The following is a 20,503-nucleotide window of genomic DNA, read 5'->3' on the forward strand; positions in this document are numbered from 1 at the left end:
CCTTAAATAAATCCCCTTACCCCATTAAACAAAAAAGTGCGGTGTATTTCAAAACTGATTTAAAACACACCGCACTTTTAGATCTAGACTTTTAGATAAAATTAAGGCTTGTAGATAATCTCCACACCCTCTTCATCTTCTTCAGACCAATCATCCCAATCGTCATCTTCTTCATCAAGCTGATGTTCTGCCAATTGGGCTTGATGATAGTCATCCCATTTGAATTTCACTTCTGTATCTGATCCGCACCCAAAAAGTTAGACTAATTTCATTCAACGGCTAGGTTCTATATTGTACAAGACTGAGAACCTTTTAATTTCACCTGAATACGTTCATTATTGTAATAAAGCACATACTCGTGAATAGTTTTTCAAATTCCGTAACACTCTCAACCGCTTGCCAAAATAGCATTCTGTTTTCAGATACTCAAAGAAATTGCCCATAGTCCCATTATCCAAGAAACTTCCCTTCGGCACATTTTAATTCCCTGATAAGATTCAATGTTTGGATTTTCCCTTCAACCTTCAACTGAAAATACTAATCAAGTAATGAAAGATTGATTGTATTTAGCCATAAAAAATCTGCACCTTACTAAATTGGCTAGTCCAACTTTCGGGTACAGATCAGTATTTCCCTAGCTTTGATGGCGGTGAGCAATAGATTAACGGCACTTCTTACAATAACTTTGGTTCGTCGCCACATTAGGGCTTGTTGTACGATATCCAAACTTTGCTTGTAATTCCTGTGCTGTTTTTGCTGTTTCTCCACAGTTAGGGCAAGTATGTGGCAATTTTATAGAACCAGACATTAAACTTCTCCTCTTTGTTTTAATACATAGTAAGCCATTTTCTTATCATCTTTTGATGATCCAAAAAAACCATCATCTTTTACTATTCTCCATAACTCATCATTGGATTTTGCTTCCATTTTTTCTTTACGAGCCTGAAATTCAGCATTGTATTCATTGATGCTATTCACTGCCCCTTTTGCTAAAGAGCCTACACTGTCCCAAAAACCCATAATTTACTCCTATGTTGAAGATGTTTATACAAAACCTAATTCAGGTTCAACATGAATAATATAATAAACCTAAAACAGGTTCAATAAGTTTTGCACCTAAAATAGGTGCAATGAATAATTTACGCTTATCCGTCCATTCAAATGAATATACTTGGTTACGAGAATATTTAGTTCAGCGTCGTCAAGATTTGAAGCTTTCTCAACGTTCATTATGTGAAAAAATGGGCGTGGTTTCGTCGTTTGTTGGAAAAGTAGAAACGGGCGATCGTCGTTTAGACGTTTTTGAATTTATTTCTTACTGTAGGGCTATTGGATTAGATCCTAAAGAAGTTATTCAAGAAATTGAAGAAAAATTTGGTTAAAATAGTTCTAACCTTTCATTTTCTGAGATACTCATCTCATTAAATTTTAACAATCCCCATAAAAGCAAGCTTAGTAGATTCAAGAATTAAACAATATGAGATAATAAATATAAAAAGTGCGGTGTATTTCAAAACTGATTTAAAACACACCGCACTTTTAGATCCAGACGTTTAGATAAAATTAAGGCTTGTAGATAATCTCCACACCCTCTTCATCTTCTTCAGACCAATCATCCCAATCGTCATCTTCTTCATCAAGCTGATGTTCTGCCAATTGGGCTTGATGATAGTCATCCCATTTGAATTTCACTTCTGTATCCTGTGCTTCTTGCTCGGCTTCTTCACGAGGATTAGCTTCAATGAAATCCATAATATCACGACAAAGTGGTGGCACATTTTTGCCTGTTACCGCAGAAATCAGATAATAATCGTCTTCCCAACCTAAACGTTGTGTAATGTCTTTTGCACGCTGTTCGGCTTCTTCATCACTCATCGTATCAATCTTATTAAAGACTAACCAACGCGGTTTGTCCGCAAGGGTTTCACTGTATTGGAATAATTCCGATTCAATAATCGCAATATTATCTGCAGGATCGCTTTCATCAATAGGGGCAATATCCACAAGATGCACCAGAACTCGGCAACGTTCTAAATGCTTTAAGAAACGAATCCCTAAGCCTGCTCCTTCAGAGGCCCCTTCAATAAGCCCTGGAATATCCGCCACCACAAAGCTGCGGTTAGCATCCACTCGTGCCACGCCTAAACTTGGTACTAAGGTGGTAAAAGGATAATCGGCAACTTTCGGTTTAGCGGCAGAAATCGCACGAATAAAGGTAGATTTACCCGCATTTGGTAAGCCAAGCATTCCCACATCCGCCAATAACATTAACTCTAATTGCAGATCCCGTTTTTCACCTGGTGTACCATTGGTTTTTTGACGAGGGGCACGGTTGACCGAGGATTTAAAACGGGTGTTACCCAAACCATGATAACCGCCTTTTGCCACGAGCATTTTAGTGCCGTGTTTGGTTAAATCACCAATCACTTCTTTGGTGTCATGATCAATCGCACGTGTTCCAACGGGTACACGCAAAGTAATGTCTTTACCCCGATGCCCTGTACAGTTTGCACTGCGACCATTTTCACCTCGTTCTGCGGCAAAACGCTTTTCAAAGCGATAGTCAATCAATGTGTTTAAATTTTCATCAGCCACTAAATAGACATCGCCACCATCGCCCCCATCGCCACCATCAGGCCCGCCCTTCGGGATATATTTTTCACGACGGAAGCTGATACAGCCATTACCGCCATCACCTGCTTCCACTCGGATTAAAGCTTCATCAATAAATTTCATTCGTTCTCCTAACCCTTAATAAACTTGTGCCCAATCGCAGAGGTAATCGCACCAAACACAACGACTAATGCACCAATATAACTCATCATGTTTAAATCTGGTCTTGCAAAATTTTCAGGATAAAACACATATAACAAATAAGAAAATAAAATCGTAAACAATGGCATTAACGTCGTCACCACGCTGACTTTAGACACATCCCAATGATTCAACGCTTCGGCATAAGCCCCATAACCGACCAATGTATTTAAACAACAATAAATGAAACAAAATAATGTCCAGCCATTTAATACCGTGACTTGCTCCACTTCCGCAAAGGGAGTAAACACCACGGCACAGCCGATATACATTACAAACAAAATCTGTTGCGAATTAAACTCTCGCAACATTAATTTTTGTGCCATACCGTAAATGCTCCAGACCAATGCCGCAAAAGCCGCAAGAAAAATCCCGATGGAATAATCATTAAGACTTAAAAAGAGCGGAAAACGATCATTGAAAAAAAGCATCAAGCCAATAATCAACAAAACCAATCCGATTTTTTGATTGTTGCGTAATTTTTCCTTAAAGAAAAACACGCCAAAAATCATCATCGCAAAAGAGGATAATTGCCCAAAAATCTGCGACATGGACGGCTCAATATATTTTAATGAGGTGTTAAATAACACAAAATTCGCAGATAAACCAATCACACCAATCAATAATAAAATCTGATAGCGTGGGATAAATTGTCTCAGTTTGGGTAATTTTTTCGTTACCCCTAAAATAATAAATAAGCCCAATGCAGCAACAAGAAAGCGATACCATACAATCGTTTGTGGATCCATCACAGCCACAACACGTTGCAAGGCAATAGGTAAAGATCCCCACGCCATTGCCGCAATTAATGCGAAGAAAAACCCCATCACAGGTTGCTGTTTTTTCATGTTACGCTCGCTTGATATGAATATAGCTAAAAAGTTTATGCCCAATGGCAGAAAATAAAGCACCACACACCACCAAAAATGCCCCTAAGTAACTTAATCCATTGAGTTTTTCGAGCATCATATATTCAGGTGCAATCAGAAATAGCATTTCTGAAAAAAGCAATGTCAATATAGGAATTTGGGTCACTATCGTGCTCACTTTAGCAATTTCCCAACGATTTAAGGCTTCAGCATAAGCACCATAGGCAATTAATGTATTGAGGCAACAATAAATTAAACAAAGGATTTGTAGCAGCGTTAAATGTGTCACTTGTGACACATTGGCTAAAGGCATAAAAATCACGCTACAGCCAACATAAATGGGCAATAGCACTTGTTGTGCCGTCAAACGGTTAGACATCAATTTCTGTGCAATACCGTACATCACCCAGACAAAACTTGCACAAATACAGGTAAAAATCCCAAGTAAATAGGTATTAAAATGTAAAAAATCCTCAAAACGCTGATTAAAAAAACAAATCAGCCCTAGAACCAGTAAAAATAATCCTATTTTTTGATGGATTGCAAAGGATTCTTTAAATAGCCAGACCCCAGCAAATAACATACCGAAAGAGGTCAAGGGGCTAAATATTTGGCTCGTTGTTGGTGGAATATATTGCAATGCCACATTATATAAGAAAAAATTTGCCGATAACCCGATAATCCCCAACACAATCAATAACCAGTGTCGTAAACGAAGTGCGGTTAATTTTGGCAATTTTTTAGTGATATTAAGTATCAGAAACAATCCTACTGCTGCTACGGCAAAACGGAACCACACCACAGTTTGAGCGTCCATATTTTTCAAGACTTGCTGTAAAGCAATTGGCAAAGATCCCCACATACAGGCTGCAGTCAATGAGAAAAAAAATCCAAGCCAAGGTTGTTGCTGCATAAACTGACTCCTACAAAAACGCCCCGCAACTTTGTGCGAGGCGTTTTTAATTCATAGGAATTTGAAATTACTCAGTGATGATACTGACGTATTTGCGATTTTTCTCGCCTTTCACTTCAAATTTAACTTTACCATCTGCTGTTGCAAATAAAGTGTGGTCACGGCCCATACCAACGTTGCTACCTGCGTGGAATTTAGTACCACGTTGACGAACAATGATGCTACCCGCTAATACTGATTCACCACCGAAACGTTTAACACCAAGGCGTTTAGCTTCAGAATCACGACCGTTACGAGTTGAACCACCAGCTTTTTTAGTTGCCATCTACTTGATCTCCTCTGAAATTATGCTTGAATCCCAGTGATTTTCACTTCTGTGAACCACTGACGATGACCTTGTTGTTTACGGCTGTGTTTACGACGACGGAATTTAACGATTTTTACTTTATCGCCACGACCGTGTGCAACCACTTCTGCCACTACTTTACCACCAGCAACAACTGGGGCACCAATTTTAACATCTTCACCGTTAACGATCATTAACACTGAGTCAAACTCAACTGTTTCACCAGTTGCGACTTCAAGTTTTTCTAAACGAACTACTTGTCCTTCGCTTACTCGGTGTTGTTTACCGCCACTTTGAAAAACTGCGTACATATATACTCCGCTATACATAGTGCTTTAATGTTTTTGTTCATTTAGCACTTCAAAAATTCATATAAATAGGTCGCAAATTCTACGCAAAAAATGGCTTAAGAGCAAGAGCTTATTTACAATAAAATAAAAAAATTATGAATTTGTGTGATTTGATTTCAGAAATGCTAGAAAATTGGGTACAATCACCCGAACACTCAGTCTATAATCAAGTATTACAATGACAAATCCACATAACTTAATGCCTATTGACACTATCCAGCAGTTGATTAAGCAGGACATGCAAAAAACCAATGAAGCCATTTTAGCACAACTGAATTCTGATGTTGCTTTAATCAATCAGCTCGGTTATTACATCATTCAAAGCGGTGGAAAGCGTATTCGACCAATGATTGCGATTCTCGCAGCACGTGCACTTGGGTGCCATGAACACGCCCCAATTCTTTGTGCCACCTTTATTGAATTTATTCATACTGCCACCCTTTTGCATGATGATGTTGTCGATGAATCGGAATTACGTCGTGGTAATCCGACAGCCAATGCAGAATTTGGCAATGCGGCAAGTGTATTAGTCGGGGATTTTATTTATACTCGAGCATTCCAGCTGATGACCCAACTGAATTCATTACGCATTTTAAAAGTAATGTCTGATGCAACCAATGTCATTGCTGAAGGTGAAGTGCAACAGCTCATGAATGTGAACGATCCTAATACGACTGAACAAAATTACATGCAAGTGATTTATGGTAAAACTGCTCGCTTATTTGAAGCCGCCACCCATTGTTCTGCTATTTTGGCAAATGCCACTGAGCCGCAAGAAAAAGCCCTGCAAGATTATGGTCGTTATTTAGGCACCGCCTTCCAGTTAGTGGATGATATTTTAGATTACAGTGCCAACAGTCAAACCTTAGGCAAAAATCTAGGTGATGATTTAGCGGAAGGCAAACCCACCTTACCGTTATTGCATGCGATGTATCATGGTAATCCTGAGCAAGCGAAATTAATTCGTGAGGCGATTGAACAAGGCGGCAAGCGTGATATTTTGGAAAACGTTTTGGCGATTATGACGGAACATAAATCCCTTGATTATGCAATGATGCGAGCCAAAGAAGAAGCCCAAAAAGCCGTTGATGCCATTGCGTTACTTCCTGAAAGTGAATACAAACAGGCATTAATTTCATTAGCATATCTATCAGTACGACGGAGTTACTAATGAATTATTTAGATTGGTTATTAGCGGATACTTTTCCTATCTTTTGGCAGAATATTAGCGTGATAGCAACATTATTTGGGACAGTCATAACTGTTTTAATTTGGTGCAAAACGAGGAGATTATATAACCTATATAATTCAAAGGCTGAGGATACGTATATTATTGAAAAATTATCACTTTTATATGAAAGATATAGTGAAAAAATTAAAACTATAAAAAAGGAAGATTTTGAGAATAAACCAATTCTCCATCATGATTTTTGGGAAATTATTAAAGAAGCTAATGGAAAGGCTATATCATTTAAAAATGACAAATCACCTTTCAACCCTTATATACAAGAATTTATTGAAGTTACTTCGACATTGTCAAATATTCAAAAAGATAGTTTAACCTATACAAATGTTTGGGAATATTACAATCATCTGACACATTTATATCAAGTAGTAAAAAGTTTGGCAGATATCAATTCTAGAAAAGTTTCAAAGTAGGAGCTAACAATGAGTTTTGATGAAATTCAATTTATTAATACCTTATTAAGGTATTCAGTTGAAAAACATATTTCGTGGAAGTTAGTAAACTTTATACCACCGATACTACATACTAAAACAGAAATTACAATTACTTCTTGCTACGTTTCTGATGATACGGACAATGGGAAATTCTATTTGTTTCAGTATAGAGAGCCTGAATATAGTGGGGAATATGATAAATTCTTTAACGTGGAAAAAACAGGACTTGTTTTATTAAATAATGATCAAATAACTTGGAAGAATACTAGTAATAGTATAGCTGTGTACAATCTGTACAATTATGTAAGTACAGAATATTCTGGTATTAATAATATATTAAGTAAATATAATAATGAACACAATGAAAAAAAAACAAGTTTGTAATAAACGAGCAAACTTACCATTTGTACGTGAAAAATTATCCTTACCAAATGGTCATAACAAATTGTTATTACATTCTTGCTGTGCACCTTGCTCAGGTGAAGTGATGGAAGCGATTCACACCTCAGGCATTGAATTTACCATTTACTTCTACAATCCGAATATCCACCCATTAAAAGAATATTTAATTCGCAAAGAAGAAAATATCCGTTTTGCGGAAAAGTGGGGCATTCCATTCATTGATGCAGATTATGATCGTCAAGAATGGTTTAACCGTGCAAAAGGGATGGAAGACGAACCTGAGCGTGGTATTCGTTGCACCATGTGTTTTGATATGCGTTTTGAAAAAGCGGCAGAATATGCACATAACAATGGTTTCCCAGTTTTCACTAGCTGTTTAGGCATTTCCCGTTGGAAAGACATGAACCAAATCAACGGCTGCGGACACCGTGCGGCAGAAAAATACGATGACGTGATATATTGGGATTACAACTGGCGTAAAGGCGGTGGCTCACAACGTATGATTGAAATCAGTAAACGTGAACGCTTTTACCAACAAGAATATTGCGGTTGTGTGTATTCGTTACGTGATACCAACAAATGGCGTGAAGCAAACGGTCGCCAAAAAATTGAAATTGGCAAACTGTATTATTCTGCTGATTAACAAAATCCCATTCACATGAAAATGTTATCTCTTTAAGACATCGTTTTATACGCATAAAGGCTGATATAGACATCAGCCTTTTTCTTTTTTATCAAAAAGTTAGCATTATTTTGTGAAGATATCCACTGCTTATTTAATATGATAAGTTGACAAATAATGAATTCTAATTCATTATTGTAATGTATTATTTTTTCTATGTGGGGTGGGCTATCGCTCAAGTATTGAAAGAAGAAGTCAGAAATAAGATTCTGCATGCCGCAGAAACGGTATTTTTTGAACATGATTATCGCAGTGCGAAATTAACCACGATTGCGGAAAATGCCAATATTCCTGTTGCCTTAATTTATACCTATTTTAAAAATAAATCGGCTTTATTTGATGAAGTGGTCAAAGGGATGCTAAATCACCTTATTCAGATTATGGAAGAGGAAGAAAAATTACCCGTAGTCAGTCCCTATGAACGTTTTAAGCAAACCAGTGCCCAATATATTCCCGCAATCTTTAAAGAAAGAAAAAAACTCATCATTCTAATTGACAAAAGTGCAGGCACGAAACATGAAAAAGCAAAAGAAATATGGGTAGCACGTCTCAGTTTACATATAAAAGAAGGGCTAAAGCGTTACTCAAAAGTAGACTATGACCCAATGCTTTCACATATTTTGGCGAATAATTATATTGAAGGCATGATGGAAATTGCAAGACATTACCAAAATGAACAATGGGCTAATGAAATGGTATCAATACTCAATAAATGCTATTTCTTTGGGGTAGAGTCTCTATCACATTCTAAATAAATAAAACCCTCTAAATACACAGTAAAAACTTGGGATTAACCATCCCTTATTTCTTACTTTAAAAATGAATTTAAATTCAATAATAAACCCTCAACATCAAAAACATACTTTCTAAAGCTCGTTGTGAGGACTTTTATCCTCTCATCACACAAGCAATACAAACCGAATCGTTTTACCCAAACTCATCATAAGGAAGATCGTATGAATGAAAAAGAATTAAAACGATATGCGACTGGTCATATGCGATTGTCTAGTAGCTTATTAATGTTAAACATCCTCTTTGATTTAGTGGCACAGATTTTATTAGTGTGTTCTATTGCAGAACTTTTTGCCGATAAGGTTAGTCATAGGCACTTTTATATGTTTCTCTTTGGTATGTTGCTATGCTTTCTTTTAAAGGCTCTCTTTCACTATCTTGCCACCAAAGTGGCTCATGATAATGCCTATAATCAACTCACGACATTGCGATTGGCTATTATTACGCAGCTTAAAAAACTCAATTTAGGTTTTTTTAAACAACATAATACCGCCGAATTAACGACGATTATTCAGCATGATGTAGAACAAGTGGAAAGTTATTTGGCTCATGGATTGCCAGAAATCATGTCTGCAGCGTTGTTGCCACTTTTGACCTTTATCACCATGTTATTTGTAGACTACCGCCTCGCTTTTGCAATGCTGGTTGGTATTCCGTTAATGTATCTTGTCAAAATCCTATCTGCCAATATTATACAACAGCGTTTTCAACGCTATTTTGCTCGAGAGCGACAGATGCGTGAAGACATGATGGAATATGTCAAAAATATTGCCGTACTCAAAGCCTTTGCAAAAGAAGAAACTTTCAGCGAAAAAACCTTATCTTCAGCCCGTTCCTATACAGATGACCTGAAAAAAATGATGGGGGGAATTACCTTTCCAATGGGATTAATTGATATTTTTATGGAAATCGGCATGGTATTTGTCATCATCTCTGGTACGACTTTATTGTTAAATCAGGCGATTTCGATCAGCCAATTTATTCTCGCCATCGTGCTATCCTCCCTCTTCATTTCTGCAATTAGCAAAACAGCAACCTTGCATCACTTTTCTATTGTCTTTGCTGAAAAGCTCAAAAGTATCGCCAAAGTGCTATGCGTTCCACTCCCCAAAACAAAGTGTGACGATGAACTCATGCCTGGCGACATTAAATTGAGTCAGGTGAATTTTCAATATCCAGGTGATGGTTTCGCCTTAAAAAACATCAATCTCACATTTAAACAACAGAGTTTAAATGCTGTCATTGGTGCAAGTGGTTGCGGGAAAAGTACCTTAGCACATTTAATTATGGGGTTTTGGGACATCGATTCTGGCGATTTAACCATTGCGGGCAAGCCTATTTCAGCCTATAGCATGGAAAGCCTTTCAAAACTTATCGGCAGCGTAGAACAAGAAGTGGTTTTGTTTAATCTCAGCCTTTTTGACAACATTGCCATTGGTAAAGCAGGTGCAACGGAAACTGAAGTCATTACCGCTGCCAAAAAAGCTCAATGCCACGATTTTATCTCTCACCTACCACAGGGGTATCACAGCAAGGTAGGTGAAATGGGCGTTAAATTATCTGGTGGCGAAAAACAACGCATTGCTATTGCTCGAGCGATACTAAAAAACGCCCCTATCTTAATTTTAGATGAGGCAACGGCAGCACTAGACAGTGAAAATGAGCAACTGATTAACGCCGCCATTAATGCACTTTGTAAAGATAAAACTGTCATCTGTATTGCTCATCATTTAAATCGTATTCAGCATGCTCAGCAAATTACCTTGATGGATAAAGGTTGTGTGATTGATTCAGGATCGCACCTTGAATTACTGGCAAGATGTCCTGTTTATCGACAAATGGTAGAAGCACAAAACAAAGTCGATCATTGGAAACTCAAGGAGATGAAACATGTTTAATCAGTTACTCTCATTATTAAGCACAAAAGGGAAATATAATCTATGTATTTCTGCTTTATTCTTTACGTTTTATGGATTAAGTGCCGTTGCAATATTACTCAGTGTATTTTCAATCCTATTTAATCTCGTCGATGAAAAAAAATCAGCCAATTTCATGGCGACATTTGTATTACTCTTCGTATTAGTTATTTTTAAAGGCATATGTAACATGGTGGCGGATCTCAAGAAACATGAGGCAGGTTTTGATATTGTGCAGCAAATCAGAGAAAAAATGATTATCAAGTTAAAATGCTTTAGTTTATTTTTTTATACTCAAGAGCGATTAGGGGAACTCAACACCATTCTTCACAAAGATGTGGATAATATGTCTTTGATTGTCGGGCATCTATTGCCGAGAATGTTAAGCGATTTTTTGATTGCCTTGTGTGTCTTTTTCGGTATTGCTTATCTCAATCTTCCATTGGCTTTCATCATGCTCCTTCCCCTCCCTATTGCATTGGGCTATTTGTACTATACCATTAAGCAAGCTCAAAGAATTGAACATCATACCAATTCCGCTTTAAACGATATGGTGAGCTTATTTGTAGAATATGTACGTGGTATGCCAGTCTTAAAAAGCTTTTCTCATAATAAACGTTTTGATCAGGATCTCTTTGAGAAAATCCAATATTTTGGTGAAAACAGCAAGATCTTATCTCAGTTTAAAGCCAAACAGTTGGCGATTTTTAGCTTACTCATCGATCTTTCTTATTTTAGCCTATTGAGTATCGCTGGCTTCATGGCAATCAATGCTTATCTTAGTCTCTTTAATTTTCTGATCATTGTGATCATTGCAAAAGAATTTTATAAACCTTTTGCTGGCATGGAAATGCATTATATGTATTACCTGTCAGCCTTGGATAGCTATAAACGGCTAGGCAAAATTTTATATGCGGATGTCATTCCAGATAAAATCACAGGAAAAGTACCAATACACAATCATATTGCCTTTGAGCACGTTCATTTTTCCTACGCAAAAGATGAGTTTCAGATTCATGATTTAAGCTTCACGATTCCAGAAAAAACCATGACGGCTTTTGTAGGGGAATCGGGAAGTGGGAAAACGACCCTTGCCCACCTATTACTGCGTTTTTATGATGTTGATCAGGGTAAAATCACTCTTGGTGGTGTCGATATACGAGAGATTCCCTACGATGAATTATTAAACCGAATAAGTGTTGTGTTACAAAATGTACAACTCTTTGATCAAAGTATTGAGGAAAATATACGCATAGGCAAAAAAGGGGCAAGCCAACAAGACATTATTGAAGCCTGTAAAAAAGCTCGAATTCATGATTTTATTATGACCTTACCCCAGCAATATCAAACCCAGATTGGTGAAAACGGTGGTCTATTATCTGGTGGGCAACGTCAACGCCTTGCCATTGCAAGAGCGTTCTTAAAAGATGCCCCTATTTTAATTCTTGATGAAATGACCAGTCATGTTGATCCTATTAATGAAGCATTAATTCAAGAGGCTATCAGTGAATTGGCAAAAAATAGAACGGTATTTGTCATCGCTCATCGCCTCAAAACCATACAACATGCAGATCAAATTTTAGTTTTTCAACATGGTCAGCTCGTCGAACATGGTAACCATCAAAGCTTGCTAGCCCAACAAGGTCATTACAGCCAATTATGGTATGCACAATATGCCTCGAGTTAATGCCATATCATTGTTACGTGGTGAATAGAAAACCGCAGCAATCTAGATGCATAAATTGACAACACTGACGAAAAATCCCCATACGGCTTTTCAAGTCACGCAAAAAAATTCCCCTCAATGACATCAAAGAGGGGAATGACTTAGATTTAGTACAGTTTTAAAACCAATACCCAACAATCTACACCGATAATAACGTGTTCGCCAATTTCTCTAAACCTAAATCCAATTCTTCATCACTGATATTCAGTGCAGGGGCGAAACGTAGCACATTCGGGCCCGCGACTAAAATCATCAAGCCATTTTCTGCAGCTTTTTTGACAAACTCGCTGGCTTTGCCGTGGTATTGTTCCACAAGCTCCGCACCGATTAATAAGCCTTCACCTCGAATATCTTTAAATAGCCCTGTTTGTTGGTTAAGTTGATGCAGTTTTTGCATAAACTGCTCAGAAGTGCGGTGGATTTTTTGCAAGAATTGCGTATCTGAAATCAGATCCACCACTTTCTCTGCCACTGCACAAGCCAGTGGATTGCCACCAAAGGTGGTGCCATGCACACCAGGAGCAAAACTTTTGGCGATCTCATTTGTGGTCAACATTGCCCCAATCGGGAAACCATTACCCAATGCTTTGGCGGAGGTTAAAATGTCTGGCACCACACCATATTTCATATAGGCATAGAAATGCCCTGTGCGTCCCACGCCCGTTTGCACTTCATCAAAAATGAGTAAGGCTTGATATTGATCGCAAATCTCCCGTAAACCTTGTAAAAAGCTTTGGCTCGCAGGCAAAATGCCACTTTCCCCTTGAATCGGCTCGACAATCACCGCACAGGTATTTTCATCGATCACCGCTTTCACCGCCGCCAAATCATTGAACGGCACATGCACAATATCGGCAGGTTTTGGACCAAATCCATCGGAATATTTTGCTTGCCCACCTACACTGACGGTAAACAGCGTGCGACCATGAAAACTTTGTTTAAACGCAATAATTTTACTTTTTTGATAACCGAAATGATCCACCGCATAGCGACGAGCCAGTTTCAGTGCGGCTTCGTTCGCCTCTGCCCCTGAATTGACAAACATGACGCGATCTGCAAAGGTTTTTTCCACTAATTTTGTGGCTAAGGCTAACGTCGGTTCACTGGTAAACCAGTTACTGGAATGCCACAATTTTTCGCTTTGTTGTTTTAATACTTCAACAATCTCATCTGGGCAGTGCCCAAGGCTATTCACCGCAATGCCACTCGTAAAATCAATGTATTCTTTCCCTTCTTGATCCCAAACTCGGCAGCCTTTTCCTTTCACAGGAAGAAATTCTGCTGGGGTGTAGTTTTGGATCATCACGTGATCAAACGTTGCTCTCGTATATTGTGTCATTGCATTATCCTTGTGTCTGTTGTGATTGTCATCAGCATAAGAAAATAAAGATATTTAGTCAATATAAATGAATAAATATTCACTTTGTAGTCAAAAAATCCAGATCTTAGGATCTGGATTTTAATCGTGTTAATTGGTTCCACCCACTGTAATCTGATCGATTTTTAAGGCTGGTTGTCCGACCCCGACAGGCACACTTTGCCCTTCTTTGCCACACACGCCGACCCCGTGATCAATTTCGACGCTATCTGCCACCATGGAAACATTTTGCATCACTTCAATACCACTGCCGATTAAGGTTGCCCCTTTCACGGGCTTGGTGATTTTGCCGTTTTCAATGAGATAGGCTTCGGAGGTGGAAAACACAAATTTGCCCGAGGTAATATCCACTTGCCCACCGCCAAAGTGTGGGGCAAAAAGACCACGATCGACCGAGGCAATTAATTCATCAAATTGGCTCTGACCCGCTAACATATAGGTGTTCGTCATACGAGGCATTGGTAAATGGGCATAAGATTCACGACGACCATTCCCCGTTGGAGCGACGCCCATTAAACGGGCATTCATTTTATCTTGCATATAGCCTTGTAAAATCCCGTCTTTAATCAGCACATTATATTGCCCTGGTACGCCTTCATCGTCCACCGTAATGGAACCACGGCGATTCTGTAAGGTGCCATCGTCCACAATGGTACATAATGGCGAGGTCACCAGTTCACCGATTTTACCTGTAAATAGTGAGCTTTCTTTGCGGTTAAAATCCCCTTCTAAACCATGTCCGACCGCTTCATGTAACAAGACACCCGGCCAACCTGCACCTAATACTACGGGCATCATGCCTGCTGGGGCGGCAATTGCACTTAAATTCACCAATGCTTGACGGACCGCTTCTTTCGCAAAATGGACAGCTCGAATTTCGCCTTTTTCTGTTGCGAAAAACCAATCTAATCCAACACGCCCCCCCGCACCTGCACCGCCTCTTTCACGTTTGCCATCTTGTTCCACCAAAACAGAAACTGATAAACGCACGAGTGGGCGAATATCGGCTGCTAAGGTGCCATCGGTAGCAACAATTAACACTTCTTCATACACCGCACTTAAACTGGCTGAAACACGGGTCACTCGTGGATCTTCCGCACGAGCCGTTTTATCCACCAAATACAATAATTCAATTTTCTTTTCTTTACTTAAGCTGTTTAATGGATTAATCGCCTGATAACGCAAAATAGGATCAACCTGATGAAACCCCTGTGGCATCAAAATCTGACCTTGTTTAACTTGGGCAATGCCTTTAACCGCCGCCGCACATTGTTGAAGGCTGGCTAAATCAATCTGATCAGAATACGCAAACCCCGTTTTTTCGCCACTCACCGCACGCACACCAACGCCACGATCAATATGGAATCCGCCCTCTTTAATAATGCCATCTTCCAGCACCCAGTTTTCATCTTGGCTGAGTTGAAAATAGAAATCCGCATAATCAATCTGACGGTGCGAGAGCAAGTCAAAGGTATTTTGCAAATCATGGAGAGTTAAATTGCTCGGGCTGAGCAAGGTGTTACTAACGGTATTTATCATAAGTTCTGCATTCAAATAGACAAGAAAAGTGCGGTGTATTTTATGTTATTTTTGACAAGGAGGAAAGCGAGGAAACGCAGGATAATCCGTCAAATTTAATAGGGAAAGCCAATCTCATTTTGAAAACTTTTTCAAAATAGACCGCACTTTCCCGCCCCAAGGTAATACACAAGGCGATACAACAAGGCATCTCATGTGGGGGATTACATCACCACCACATCAAATTGCTCTTGAGTGTAATAGACTTCGGTCTTGATTTGAACCTGTTTGCCAATAAATACTTCGAGTTCAGCAAGCAACCCATTGGCTTCTTCATTGATCAGATAATCTGCCACAGCTCTTGAGGCATAAACCACAAACTGTTCGCTAGAAAATAAATGATGAACCCGAATGATCTCACGGACAATTTCATAACACACCGTTTCTACGGTTTTCACACGTCCCCGACCATGGCAAGACGGGCAATCCCCACACAGCACATGTTCTAAGCTTTCACGGGTACGCTTACGGGTCATTTCCACTAAACCTAACTGTGTAAAGCCGTTGACACTGGTTTTCACACGGTCTTTCGACAATGCCTCTTGTAACGATTCTAATACACGGTGGCGGTGATGTTCCGCTTGCATATCAATAAAATCAATGATGATAATGCCGCCAAGATTGCGTAATTGAAGTTGTTGGGCAATGGTTTTCGTGGCTTCAATGTTGGTATTAAAAATGGTTTCTTCTAAATTGCGATGCCCGACAAATGCCCCCGTATTAATATCAATCGTGGTCATTGCCTCGGTTTGCTCAATAATTAAATACCCACCTGATTTCAAATTCACCCGTTTATTTAAAGCGGTATGAATAGCGGCTTCCACACCATACACATCAAACAAAGGCTGTGTGCCCGAATACAACACGAGTTTATCCACCAACGTTGGCATAAATTCTTCCGCAAATTGTTTTACTTCGCTCAAACATAATTTTGAATCAATACGAATTTTCTCTAAACCTGCACCAATAAAATCACGTAAAATTCGCTGGGTTAAGGCAAGTTCACCATATAACATAGAGCGTGTTGGATATTTTGTGCGACGTTCTAACACCTTACGCCATAACCGTTTGAGAAAATCGGCATCTTGTTTGAGTTCCTCTTCTGTTGCCCCATCTGCCGCAGTACGCACAATAAAGCCCCCTAACTCATCGCACAAAGGCAGCACCGAGGCTTTTAAACGTGCACGTTCTTCCTCGCTTTCAATTCGTTGTGAGACACCCACATGGCTATTTTCTGGCATAAATACTAAATAACGAGAAGGTAACGTAATATCCGTCGTTAAGCGTGCCCCTTTGGTTCCCAAAGGATCTTTCACCACTTGCACCACTAAATCTTGTCCTTCACGCACCAGCTCCGCAATATCTTTCACCACAAACTGCTTTTGTTCACTTTCTTCCACACATTCCGTGTGTGACACAATATCCGAGGCGTGCAAAAAGGCGGCTTTTTCTAAACCAATATCCACAAAAGCCGATTGCATACCAGGCAATACTCTTGTTACTCGTCCTTTATAAATGTTGCCGACAATGCCACGTTTCGCATGACGTTCAATATGAACCTCTTTTAAGACCCCCATATCAACGAGTGCGATTCGTGTTTCACTCGGTGTCACGTTTACTAACAGTTCCACAGAATCCATACCTGTCCCTAAAATAATTATCTCTTCAGTCAATTTAATTGTCGGCTAGTCTAACGAAAAGGAAAATAGAATAATAGTGCCAAATAAGGTAAAATATGAGCTTTCTCAAATTTTGGGAGAGAAAATAATACTTTTTAGTGTGTTTGAGAGGTCATCATGTTTGGATTGGATCCAACACTTATTACATTTACCATTTACATCTTTGGCATGTTACTCATTGGTTTACTGGCTTATCGCTATACCAATAATTTATCCGATTATATTTTAGGCGGACGTCGTTTAGGCAGTTTTGTGACCGCCATGTCTGCTGGGGCATCGGATATGTCTGGCTGGTTACTCATGGGCTTGCCCGGTGCCATTTATCTTTCAGGCTTAATTGAAGGCTGGATTGCCATCGGCTTAACCATCGGGGCTTATCTTAATTGGTTATTTGTGGCAGGGCGTTTACGCATTTACACAGAATTTAACCAAAATGCACTCACCTTACCTGAATATTTCCATCATCGTTTTGGCACATCACATAATTTACTTAAAATTGTTTCCGCTAGCATTATTTTAGTGTTTTTTACCATTTACTGTGCTTCGGGTGTGGTTGCAGGGGCAAAATTGTTCCAAAATTTATTTTCCATTGAATATTCCACCGCACTTTGGCTTGGTGCTTTAGCCACCATTGCTTATACCTTTATCGGTGGTTTTTTAGCCGTGAGTTGGACAGACACGATTCAGGCAACCTTAATGATTTTTGCCTTAATTCTGACCCCCGTATTTGTGTTAATTCACTTAGACGGTTTTGATCAATTTCAGCAGGTTTTAATCCAAGCAGAACAGCAGGTCAATAAAGACTTCACCGATATTTTCAGTGGCACAACGCCCTTAGGGTTATTAAGTTTAGCCGCTTGGGGATTAGGCTATTTTGGTCAACCTCATATTTTGGCTCGCTTTATGGCGGCAGATTCCGTGAAATCCTTAAATAACGCCCGTAAAATCAGTATGACATGGATGATTTTGTGTTTAGTGGGTGCCATGGGAATCGGCTTTTTTGGCATTGCCTATTTTTATGCCAATCCAACACAAGCCGATTTAGTCAATAAAGAATCTGAACAAGTTTTTATTGAATTAGCGAAATTATTGTTTAATCCATGGGTTGCCGGTGTGTTACTGTCTGCCATTTTGGCGGCGGTTATGAGCACACTGAGTTGTCAACTTCTGATTTCGTCCAGTGCCATTACAGAAGATTTTTACAAAGGCTTTATTCGCCCGACTGCCTCTGAAAAAGAGTTAGTTTGGTTAGGTCGCATTATGGTGCTAGTCATTGCCGCCATCGCCATTTGGATTGCTCAAGACGAACACAGCAAAGTACTCAAACTGGTGGAATTTGCATGGGCAGGATTTGGTAGTGCTTTTGGGCCAGTTGTGCTTTTCTCTTTATTCTGGAAACGCATGACGTCTTCAGCGGCATTACTCGGTATGCTAACTGGGGCGGTTGTGGTCTTTGGTTGGAAAAGCTGGATCCCAGCAGGCACAGAACTGCATCAAGTGTATGAAATGATCCCAGGCTTTGCTTTAGCCAGCCTTGTGATTATCATCACGTCCTTGTTGTCAGCGAAGCCCGAAGCACAAATTATTGAAACCTTTGAACAAGCGAATAACGCTTATAAAAATGCTCTATGATTGACTTTCGTCCTTTTTACCAACAAATTGCCACGAGCCCGCTATCTGCATGGCTCGAAACCCTTCCCTTGCAATTAAAACAGTGGGAAAAACAAACCCATGGCGATTATGCAAAATGGGCAAAAATCGTCGATTTTTTACCGCACTTAGACGCCGATCACATTGACCTGAAAAGTGCGGTCAAATCTGAGCGAGTTTCGCCTTTATCTGCGGGCGAACAACAACGTTTGGTCTATCATCTCAAACAATTAATGCCTTGGCGTAAAGGTCCTTATCACCTACATGGTATTCACATAGATTGTGAATGGCGTTCTGATTTCAAATGGGATCGTGTATTGCCCCATCTTGCTCCCCTAAAAGATCGCACCATTTTAGATGTTGGTTGTGGGAGTGGCTATCATATGTGGCGTATGGTGGGTGAAGGGGCAAAAATGGTGATTGGAATTGACCCCACTGAGCTTTTTTTGTGTCAATTTGAAGCCGTCCGCAAGCTACTGAATAATGATCGTCGAGCCAATTTAATTCCCTTAGGCATTGAAGAAATGCAACCCTTACAAGCCTTTGACACGGTGTTTTCCATGGGCGTGCTTTATCATCGCAAATCGCCATTAGATCATTTAACCCAATTAAAAAATCAGCTCGTCAAGGGGGGCGAATTGGTGTTAGAAACGTTGGTGATTGAGGGAGATGTCAATACTGTCCTCGTGCCGAGTGATCGCTATGCCAAAATGAAAAATGTCTACTTTATTCCCTCTGTCCCAGCCTTGATCAATTGGCTAGAAAAAGTGGGCTTTCACAATGTGCGTTGTGTTGATGTTGCAGCAACAAGCTTAGAGGAACAGCGAAAAACAGCTTGGTTGGAAAATGAATCCTTAGTGGATTTTTTAGATCCTCATGACCACAGCAAAACCATTGAAGGCTACCAATCTCCTACAAGGGCAGTGATTTTAGCCAATAAATAATATTGAAAAGGGCAGAATTTTCTGCCCTCTTTTTATTAATGATGATGGTGGTGTTTTAGTACAAAAGAATAGGTCGCACTTAAACTGCGTTTGTCTGCTTTCGTTTTATCTGGATAATCTATTTTATACTTCGCTTCAAAGACATTTAATGCTTCATTACGAATCACTAAGGACGCTTTTCCCTCTTTATCAGTTTCTTGATAATTGTCTTTCCCCAGATTCAAATAATCATTGGTGATTTTCACCCCTTCTATTGGCTTACCTTCAAATAAAACTTGTACGGTCAGCTTATCCCCTGCATGTAACGGAATCGGATTTTTCTCTGGTACAATTTCTAACTGATAGCCGAGTGGCTGAGGTTTCACCTCTGGATTAAGTATCGTCACAGGATATTTAACGGATTCATTTGCCGTTTCAATCTCTCCCGACACTTCTGAGCGTGGCTGCGGAATATATTTCCCATTTTTTAATTTTGTCCAAATACCACTGTAAAATTCAGCACCAATCACATCCATGTTTTCAGGCTCAACTGCAACGAAATCTTCATAATCCTTTCTTTTCACCTCCACTTTTTGACCCTTAGCATAACCCATAAGCGATTTCACTTTTTCAGGCTTATAGGCATCATTGCTATCTCCATGACCATAAAGAATGGCAAGCTTATCCTGCTGAATAGCAAACCACGCAGTATGTGCAAAAGTCGTTGCAGTAAATAGACTTGCCAATAAAGCAACAGCAAGAGATGTACGTTTAATCATAAGATTCTCCTTACATGATTGATTAT

Annotated in this window: 20 protein-coding genes and 3 pseudogenes; 10 read left to right on the top strand and 13 right to left on the bottom strand. The window is 39.4% G+C overall.

The window, feature by feature from the left end:
• Positions 1 to 101 precede the first annotated feature (101 nt).
• The 4 genes and pseudogenes from obgE to ACPEEM_RS07760 form a co-directional block, all read right to left on the bottom strand.
• Positions 102 to 233, bottom strand: a pseudogene (gene obgE, locus ACPEEM_RS07745) (GTPase ObgE); the annotation flags it as partial.
• Between the two features lie 46 nt (positions 234 to 279).
• A pseudogene (locus ACPEEM_RS07750) lies at positions 280 to 470 on the bottom strand (IS3 family transposase); the annotation flags it as partial.
• A 191-nt stretch (positions 471 to 661) separates the two neighbouring features.
• Positions 662 to 808, bottom strand: a complete 147-nt coding sequence (locus ACPEEM_RS07755; RefSeq protein ID WP_424406537.1) for a hypothetical protein — start codon at positions 806 to 808, stop codon at positions 662 to 664.
• Complete coding sequence (locus tag ACPEEM_RS07760; protein ID WP_424406538.1) at positions 808 to 1,020, bottom strand: transposase; 213 nt, start codon at positions 1,018 to 1,020, stop codon at positions 808 to 810. The genes ACPEEM_RS07755 and ACPEEM_RS07760 overlap by 1 nt, the downstream gene beginning before the upstream one ends.
• 110 nt (positions 1,021 to 1,130) lie before the next feature.
• Between ACPEEM_RS07760 and ACPEEM_RS07765 the strand changes: the two genes are divergently transcribed.
• The gene (locus ACPEEM_RS07765) at positions 1,131 to 1,382 is read left to right on the top strand and encodes a helix-turn-helix domain-containing protein (protein WP_424406540.1); all 252 of its coding nucleotides are present in this window, start codon (positions 1,131 to 1,133) and stop codon (positions 1,380 to 1,382) included.
• A 181-nt stretch (positions 1,383 to 1,563) separates the two neighbouring features.
• Here ACPEEM_RS07765 and cgtA read toward each other — a convergent pair whose 3' ends face one another.
• The 5 genes from cgtA to rplU form a co-directional block, all read right to left on the bottom strand.
• The gene (gene cgtA, locus ACPEEM_RS07770; protein WP_424406542.1) at positions 1,564 to 2,736 is read right to left on the bottom strand and encodes an Obg family GTPase CgtA; all 1,173 of its coding nucleotides are present in this window, start codon (positions 2,734 to 2,736) and stop codon (positions 1,564 to 1,566) included.
• 8 nt (positions 2,737 to 2,744) lie between these two features.
• Positions 2,745 to 3,662: a DMT family transporter gene (locus tag ACPEEM_RS07775; RefSeq protein ID WP_424406544.1), complete on the bottom strand. Its 918-nt coding sequence runs from the start codon at positions 3,660 to 3,662 to the stop codon at positions 2,745 to 2,747.
• A 1-nt stretch (position 3,663) separates the two neighbouring features.
• Positions 3,664 to 4,596, bottom strand: coding sequence for a DMT family transporter (locus tag ACPEEM_RS07780; protein WP_424401610.1), 933 nt, complete (start codon positions 4,594 to 4,596; stop codon positions 3,664 to 3,666).
• Positions 4,597 to 4,663: 67 nt separating this feature from the next.
• On the bottom strand, positions 4,664 to 4,921 hold the full coding sequence (gene rpmA / locus ACPEEM_RS07785; protein ID WP_424401611.1) for a 50S ribosomal protein L27: 258 nt from the start codon (positions 4,919 to 4,921) through the stop codon (positions 4,664 to 4,666).
• Positions 4,922 to 4,941: 20 nt separating this feature from the next.
• Complete coding sequence (gene rplU, locus ACPEEM_RS07790) at positions 4,942 to 5,253, bottom strand: 50S ribosomal protein L21 (protein WP_005721505.1); 312 nt, start codon at positions 5,251 to 5,253, stop codon at positions 4,942 to 4,944.
• Positions 5,254 to 5,491: 238 nt separating this feature from the next.
• Between rplU and ispB the strand changes: the two genes are divergently transcribed.
• The 7 genes and pseudogenes from ispB to ACPEEM_RS07825 all read left to right on the top strand — a co-directional run bounded on the left by ispB (position 5,492) and on the right by ACPEEM_RS07825 (position 12,451).
• Complete coding sequence (gene ispB, locus ACPEEM_RS07795; protein ID WP_424408245.1) at positions 5,492 to 6,463, top strand: octaprenyl diphosphate synthase; 972 nt, start codon at positions 5,492 to 5,494, stop codon at positions 6,461 to 6,463.
• Positions 6,463 to 6,951, top strand: a complete 489-nt coding sequence (locus ACPEEM_RS07800) for a hypothetical protein (protein WP_424406546.1) — start codon at positions 6,463 to 6,465, stop codon at positions 6,949 to 6,951. The genes ispB and ACPEEM_RS07800 overlap by 1 nt, the downstream gene beginning before the upstream one ends.
• A gap of 9 nt (positions 6,952 to 6,960) precedes the next feature.
• Positions 6,961 to 7,356 carry a hypothetical protein gene (locus ACPEEM_RS07805; protein WP_424406548.1) on the top strand — a complete coding sequence of 132 codons (396 nt, stop codon included), beginning with the start codon at positions 6,961 to 6,963 and terminating at the stop codon, positions 7,354 to 7,356.
• Between the two features lie 7 nt (positions 7,357 to 7,363).
• Positions 7,364 to 8,017, top strand: a pseudogene (locus ACPEEM_RS07810) (epoxyqueuosine reductase QueH); the annotation flags it as partial.
• Between the two features lie 209 nt (positions 8,018 to 8,226).
• Complete coding sequence (locus ACPEEM_RS07815) at positions 8,227 to 8,811, top strand: TetR/AcrR family transcriptional regulator (RefSeq protein ID WP_424404081.1); 585 nt, start codon at positions 8,227 to 8,229, stop codon at positions 8,809 to 8,811.
• 201 nt (positions 8,812 to 9,012) lie between these two features.
• Positions 9,013 to 10,746, top strand: a complete 1,734-nt coding sequence (locus ACPEEM_RS07820) for an ABC transporter ATP-binding protein (RefSeq protein WP_424401613.1) — start codon at positions 9,013 to 9,015, stop codon at positions 10,744 to 10,746.
• A complete protein-coding gene (locus ACPEEM_RS07825) occupies positions 10,739 to 12,451 on the top strand; it encodes an ABC transporter ATP-binding protein (RefSeq protein WP_424406550.1) in 1,713 nt (570 codons plus the stop codon). Before ACPEEM_RS07820 ends, ACPEEM_RS07825 begins: the two co-directional genes overlap by 8 nt.
• 178 nt (positions 12,452 to 12,629) lie before the next feature.
• Here the strand turns inward: ACPEEM_RS07825 and ACPEEM_RS07830 are convergent, their stop codons facing one another.
• From ACPEEM_RS07830 to rng, 3 genes are all read right to left on the bottom strand, one after another.
• Positions 12,630 to 13,829: an aspartate aminotransferase family protein gene (locus tag ACPEEM_RS07830; protein WP_424404848.1), complete on the bottom strand. Its 1,200-nt coding sequence runs from the start codon at positions 13,827 to 13,829 to the stop codon at positions 12,630 to 12,632.
• Positions 13,830 to 13,958: 129 nt separating this feature from the next.
• On the bottom strand, positions 13,959 to 15,407 hold the full coding sequence (tldD, locus tag ACPEEM_RS07835; RefSeq protein ID WP_424404850.1) for a metalloprotease TldD: 1,449 nt from the start codon (positions 15,405 to 15,407) through the stop codon (positions 13,959 to 13,961).
• Between the two features lie 203 nt (positions 15,408 to 15,610).
• Complete coding sequence (gene rng, locus ACPEEM_RS07840) at positions 15,611 to 17,086, bottom strand: ribonuclease G (RefSeq protein WP_424401617.1); 1,476 nt, start codon at positions 17,084 to 17,086, stop codon at positions 15,611 to 15,613.
• Positions 17,087 to 17,242: 156 nt separating this feature from the next.
• Between rng and putP the strand changes: the two genes are divergently transcribed.
• Entirely contained in the window at positions 17,243 to 18,757 is a 1,515-nt protein-coding gene (putP, locus tag ACPEEM_RS07845) for a sodium/proline symporter PutP (protein ID WP_424401618.1), read from the top strand.
• Positions 18,754 to 19,719 carry a tRNA 5-methoxyuridine(34)/uridine 5-oxyacetic acid(34) synthase CmoB gene (gene cmoB / locus ACPEEM_RS07850; protein ID WP_424406552.1) on the top strand — a complete coding sequence of 322 codons (966 nt, stop codon included), beginning with the start codon at positions 18,754 to 18,756 and terminating at the stop codon, positions 19,717 to 19,719. Before putP ends, cmoB begins: the two co-directional genes overlap by 4 nt.
• A gap of 35 nt (positions 19,720 to 19,754) precedes the next feature.
• Here the strand turns inward: cmoB and ACPEEM_RS07855 are convergent, their stop codons facing one another.
• Positions 19,755 to 20,477: a DUF4198 domain-containing protein gene (locus ACPEEM_RS07855; RefSeq protein ID WP_424406554.1), complete on the bottom strand. Its 723-nt coding sequence runs from the start codon at positions 20,475 to 20,477 to the stop codon at positions 19,755 to 19,757.
• Between the last annotated feature and the right edge of the window lie 26 nt (positions 20,478 to 20,503).

Origin of the sequence: Pasteurella pantherarum (assembly GCF_049670885.1) — a bacterium.
Lineage (GTDB): Bacteria > Pseudomonadota > Gammaproteobacteria > Enterobacterales > Pasteurellaceae > Pasteurella.

Excerpts from the sequence above, each read along its gene's own strand:
- ACPEEM_RS07755 (WP_424406537.1), bottom strand. The coding sequence starts at position 808 with ATGTCTGGTTCTATAAAATTGCCACATACTTGCCCTAACTGTGGAGAA.
- ACPEEM_RS07760 (WP_424406538.1), bottom strand. The coding sequence starts at position 1,020 with ATGGGTTTTTGGGACAGTGTAGGCTCTTTAGCAAAAGGGGCAGTGAAT.
- ACPEEM_RS07765 (WP_424406540.1), top strand. The coding sequence starts at position 1,131 with ATGAATAATTTACGCTTATCCGTCCATTCAAATGAATATACTTGGTTA.
- cgtA (WP_424406542.1), bottom strand. The coding sequence starts at position 2,736 with ATGAAATTTATTGATGAAGCTTTAATCCGAGTGGAAGCAGGTGATGGC.
- ACPEEM_RS07775 (WP_424406544.1), bottom strand. The coding sequence starts at position 3,662 with ATGAAAAAACAGCAACCTGTGATGGGGTTTTTCTTCGCATTAATTGCG.
- ACPEEM_RS07780 (WP_424401610.1), bottom strand. The coding sequence starts at position 4,596 with ATGCAGCAACAACCTTGGCTTGGATTTTTTTTCTCATTGACTGCAGCC.
- rpmA (WP_424401611.1), bottom strand. The coding sequence starts at position 4,921 with ATGGCAACTAAAAAAGCTGGTGGTTCAACTCGTAACGGTCGTGATTCT.
- rplU (WP_005721505.1), bottom strand. The coding sequence starts at position 5,253 with ATGTACGCAGTTTTTCAAAGTGGCGGTAAACAACACCGAGTAAGCGAA.
- ispB (WP_424408245.1), top strand. The coding sequence starts at position 5,492 with ATGCCTATTGACACTATCCAGCAGTTGATTAAGCAGGACATGCAAAAA.
- ACPEEM_RS07800 (WP_424406546.1), top strand. The coding sequence starts at position 6,463 with ATGAATTATTTAGATTGGTTATTAGCGGATACTTTTCCTATCTTTTGG.
- ACPEEM_RS07805 (WP_424406548.1), top strand. The coding sequence starts at position 6,961 with ATGAGTTTTGATGAAATTCAATTTATTAATACCTTATTAAGGTATTCA.
- ACPEEM_RS07820 (WP_424401613.1), top strand. The coding sequence starts at position 9,013 with ATGAATGAAAAAGAATTAAAACGATATGCGACTGGTCATATGCGATTG.
- ACPEEM_RS07825 (WP_424406550.1), top strand. The coding sequence starts at position 10,739 with ATGTTTAATCAGTTACTCTCATTATTAAGCACAAAAGGGAAATATAAT.
- ACPEEM_RS07830 (WP_424404848.1), bottom strand. The coding sequence starts at position 13,829 with ATGACACAATATACGAGAGCAACGTTTGATCACGTGATGATCCAAAAC.
- tldD (WP_424404850.1), bottom strand. The coding sequence starts at position 15,407 with ATGATAAATACCGTTAGTAACACCTTGCTCAGCCCGAGCAATTTAACT.
- rng (WP_424401617.1), bottom strand. The coding sequence starts at position 17,086 with ATGGATTCTGTGGAACTGTTAGTAAACGTGACACCGAGTGAAACACGA.
- putP (WP_424401618.1), top strand. The coding sequence starts at position 17,243 with ATGTTTGGATTGGATCCAACACTTATTACATTTACCATTTACATCTTT.
- cmoB (WP_424406552.1), top strand. The coding sequence starts at position 18,754 with ATGATTGACTTTCGTCCTTTTTACCAACAAATTGCCACGAGCCCGCTA.
- ACPEEM_RS07855 (WP_424406554.1), bottom strand. The coding sequence starts at position 20,477 with ATGATTAAACGTACATCTCTTGCTGTTGCTTTATTGGCAAGTCTATTT.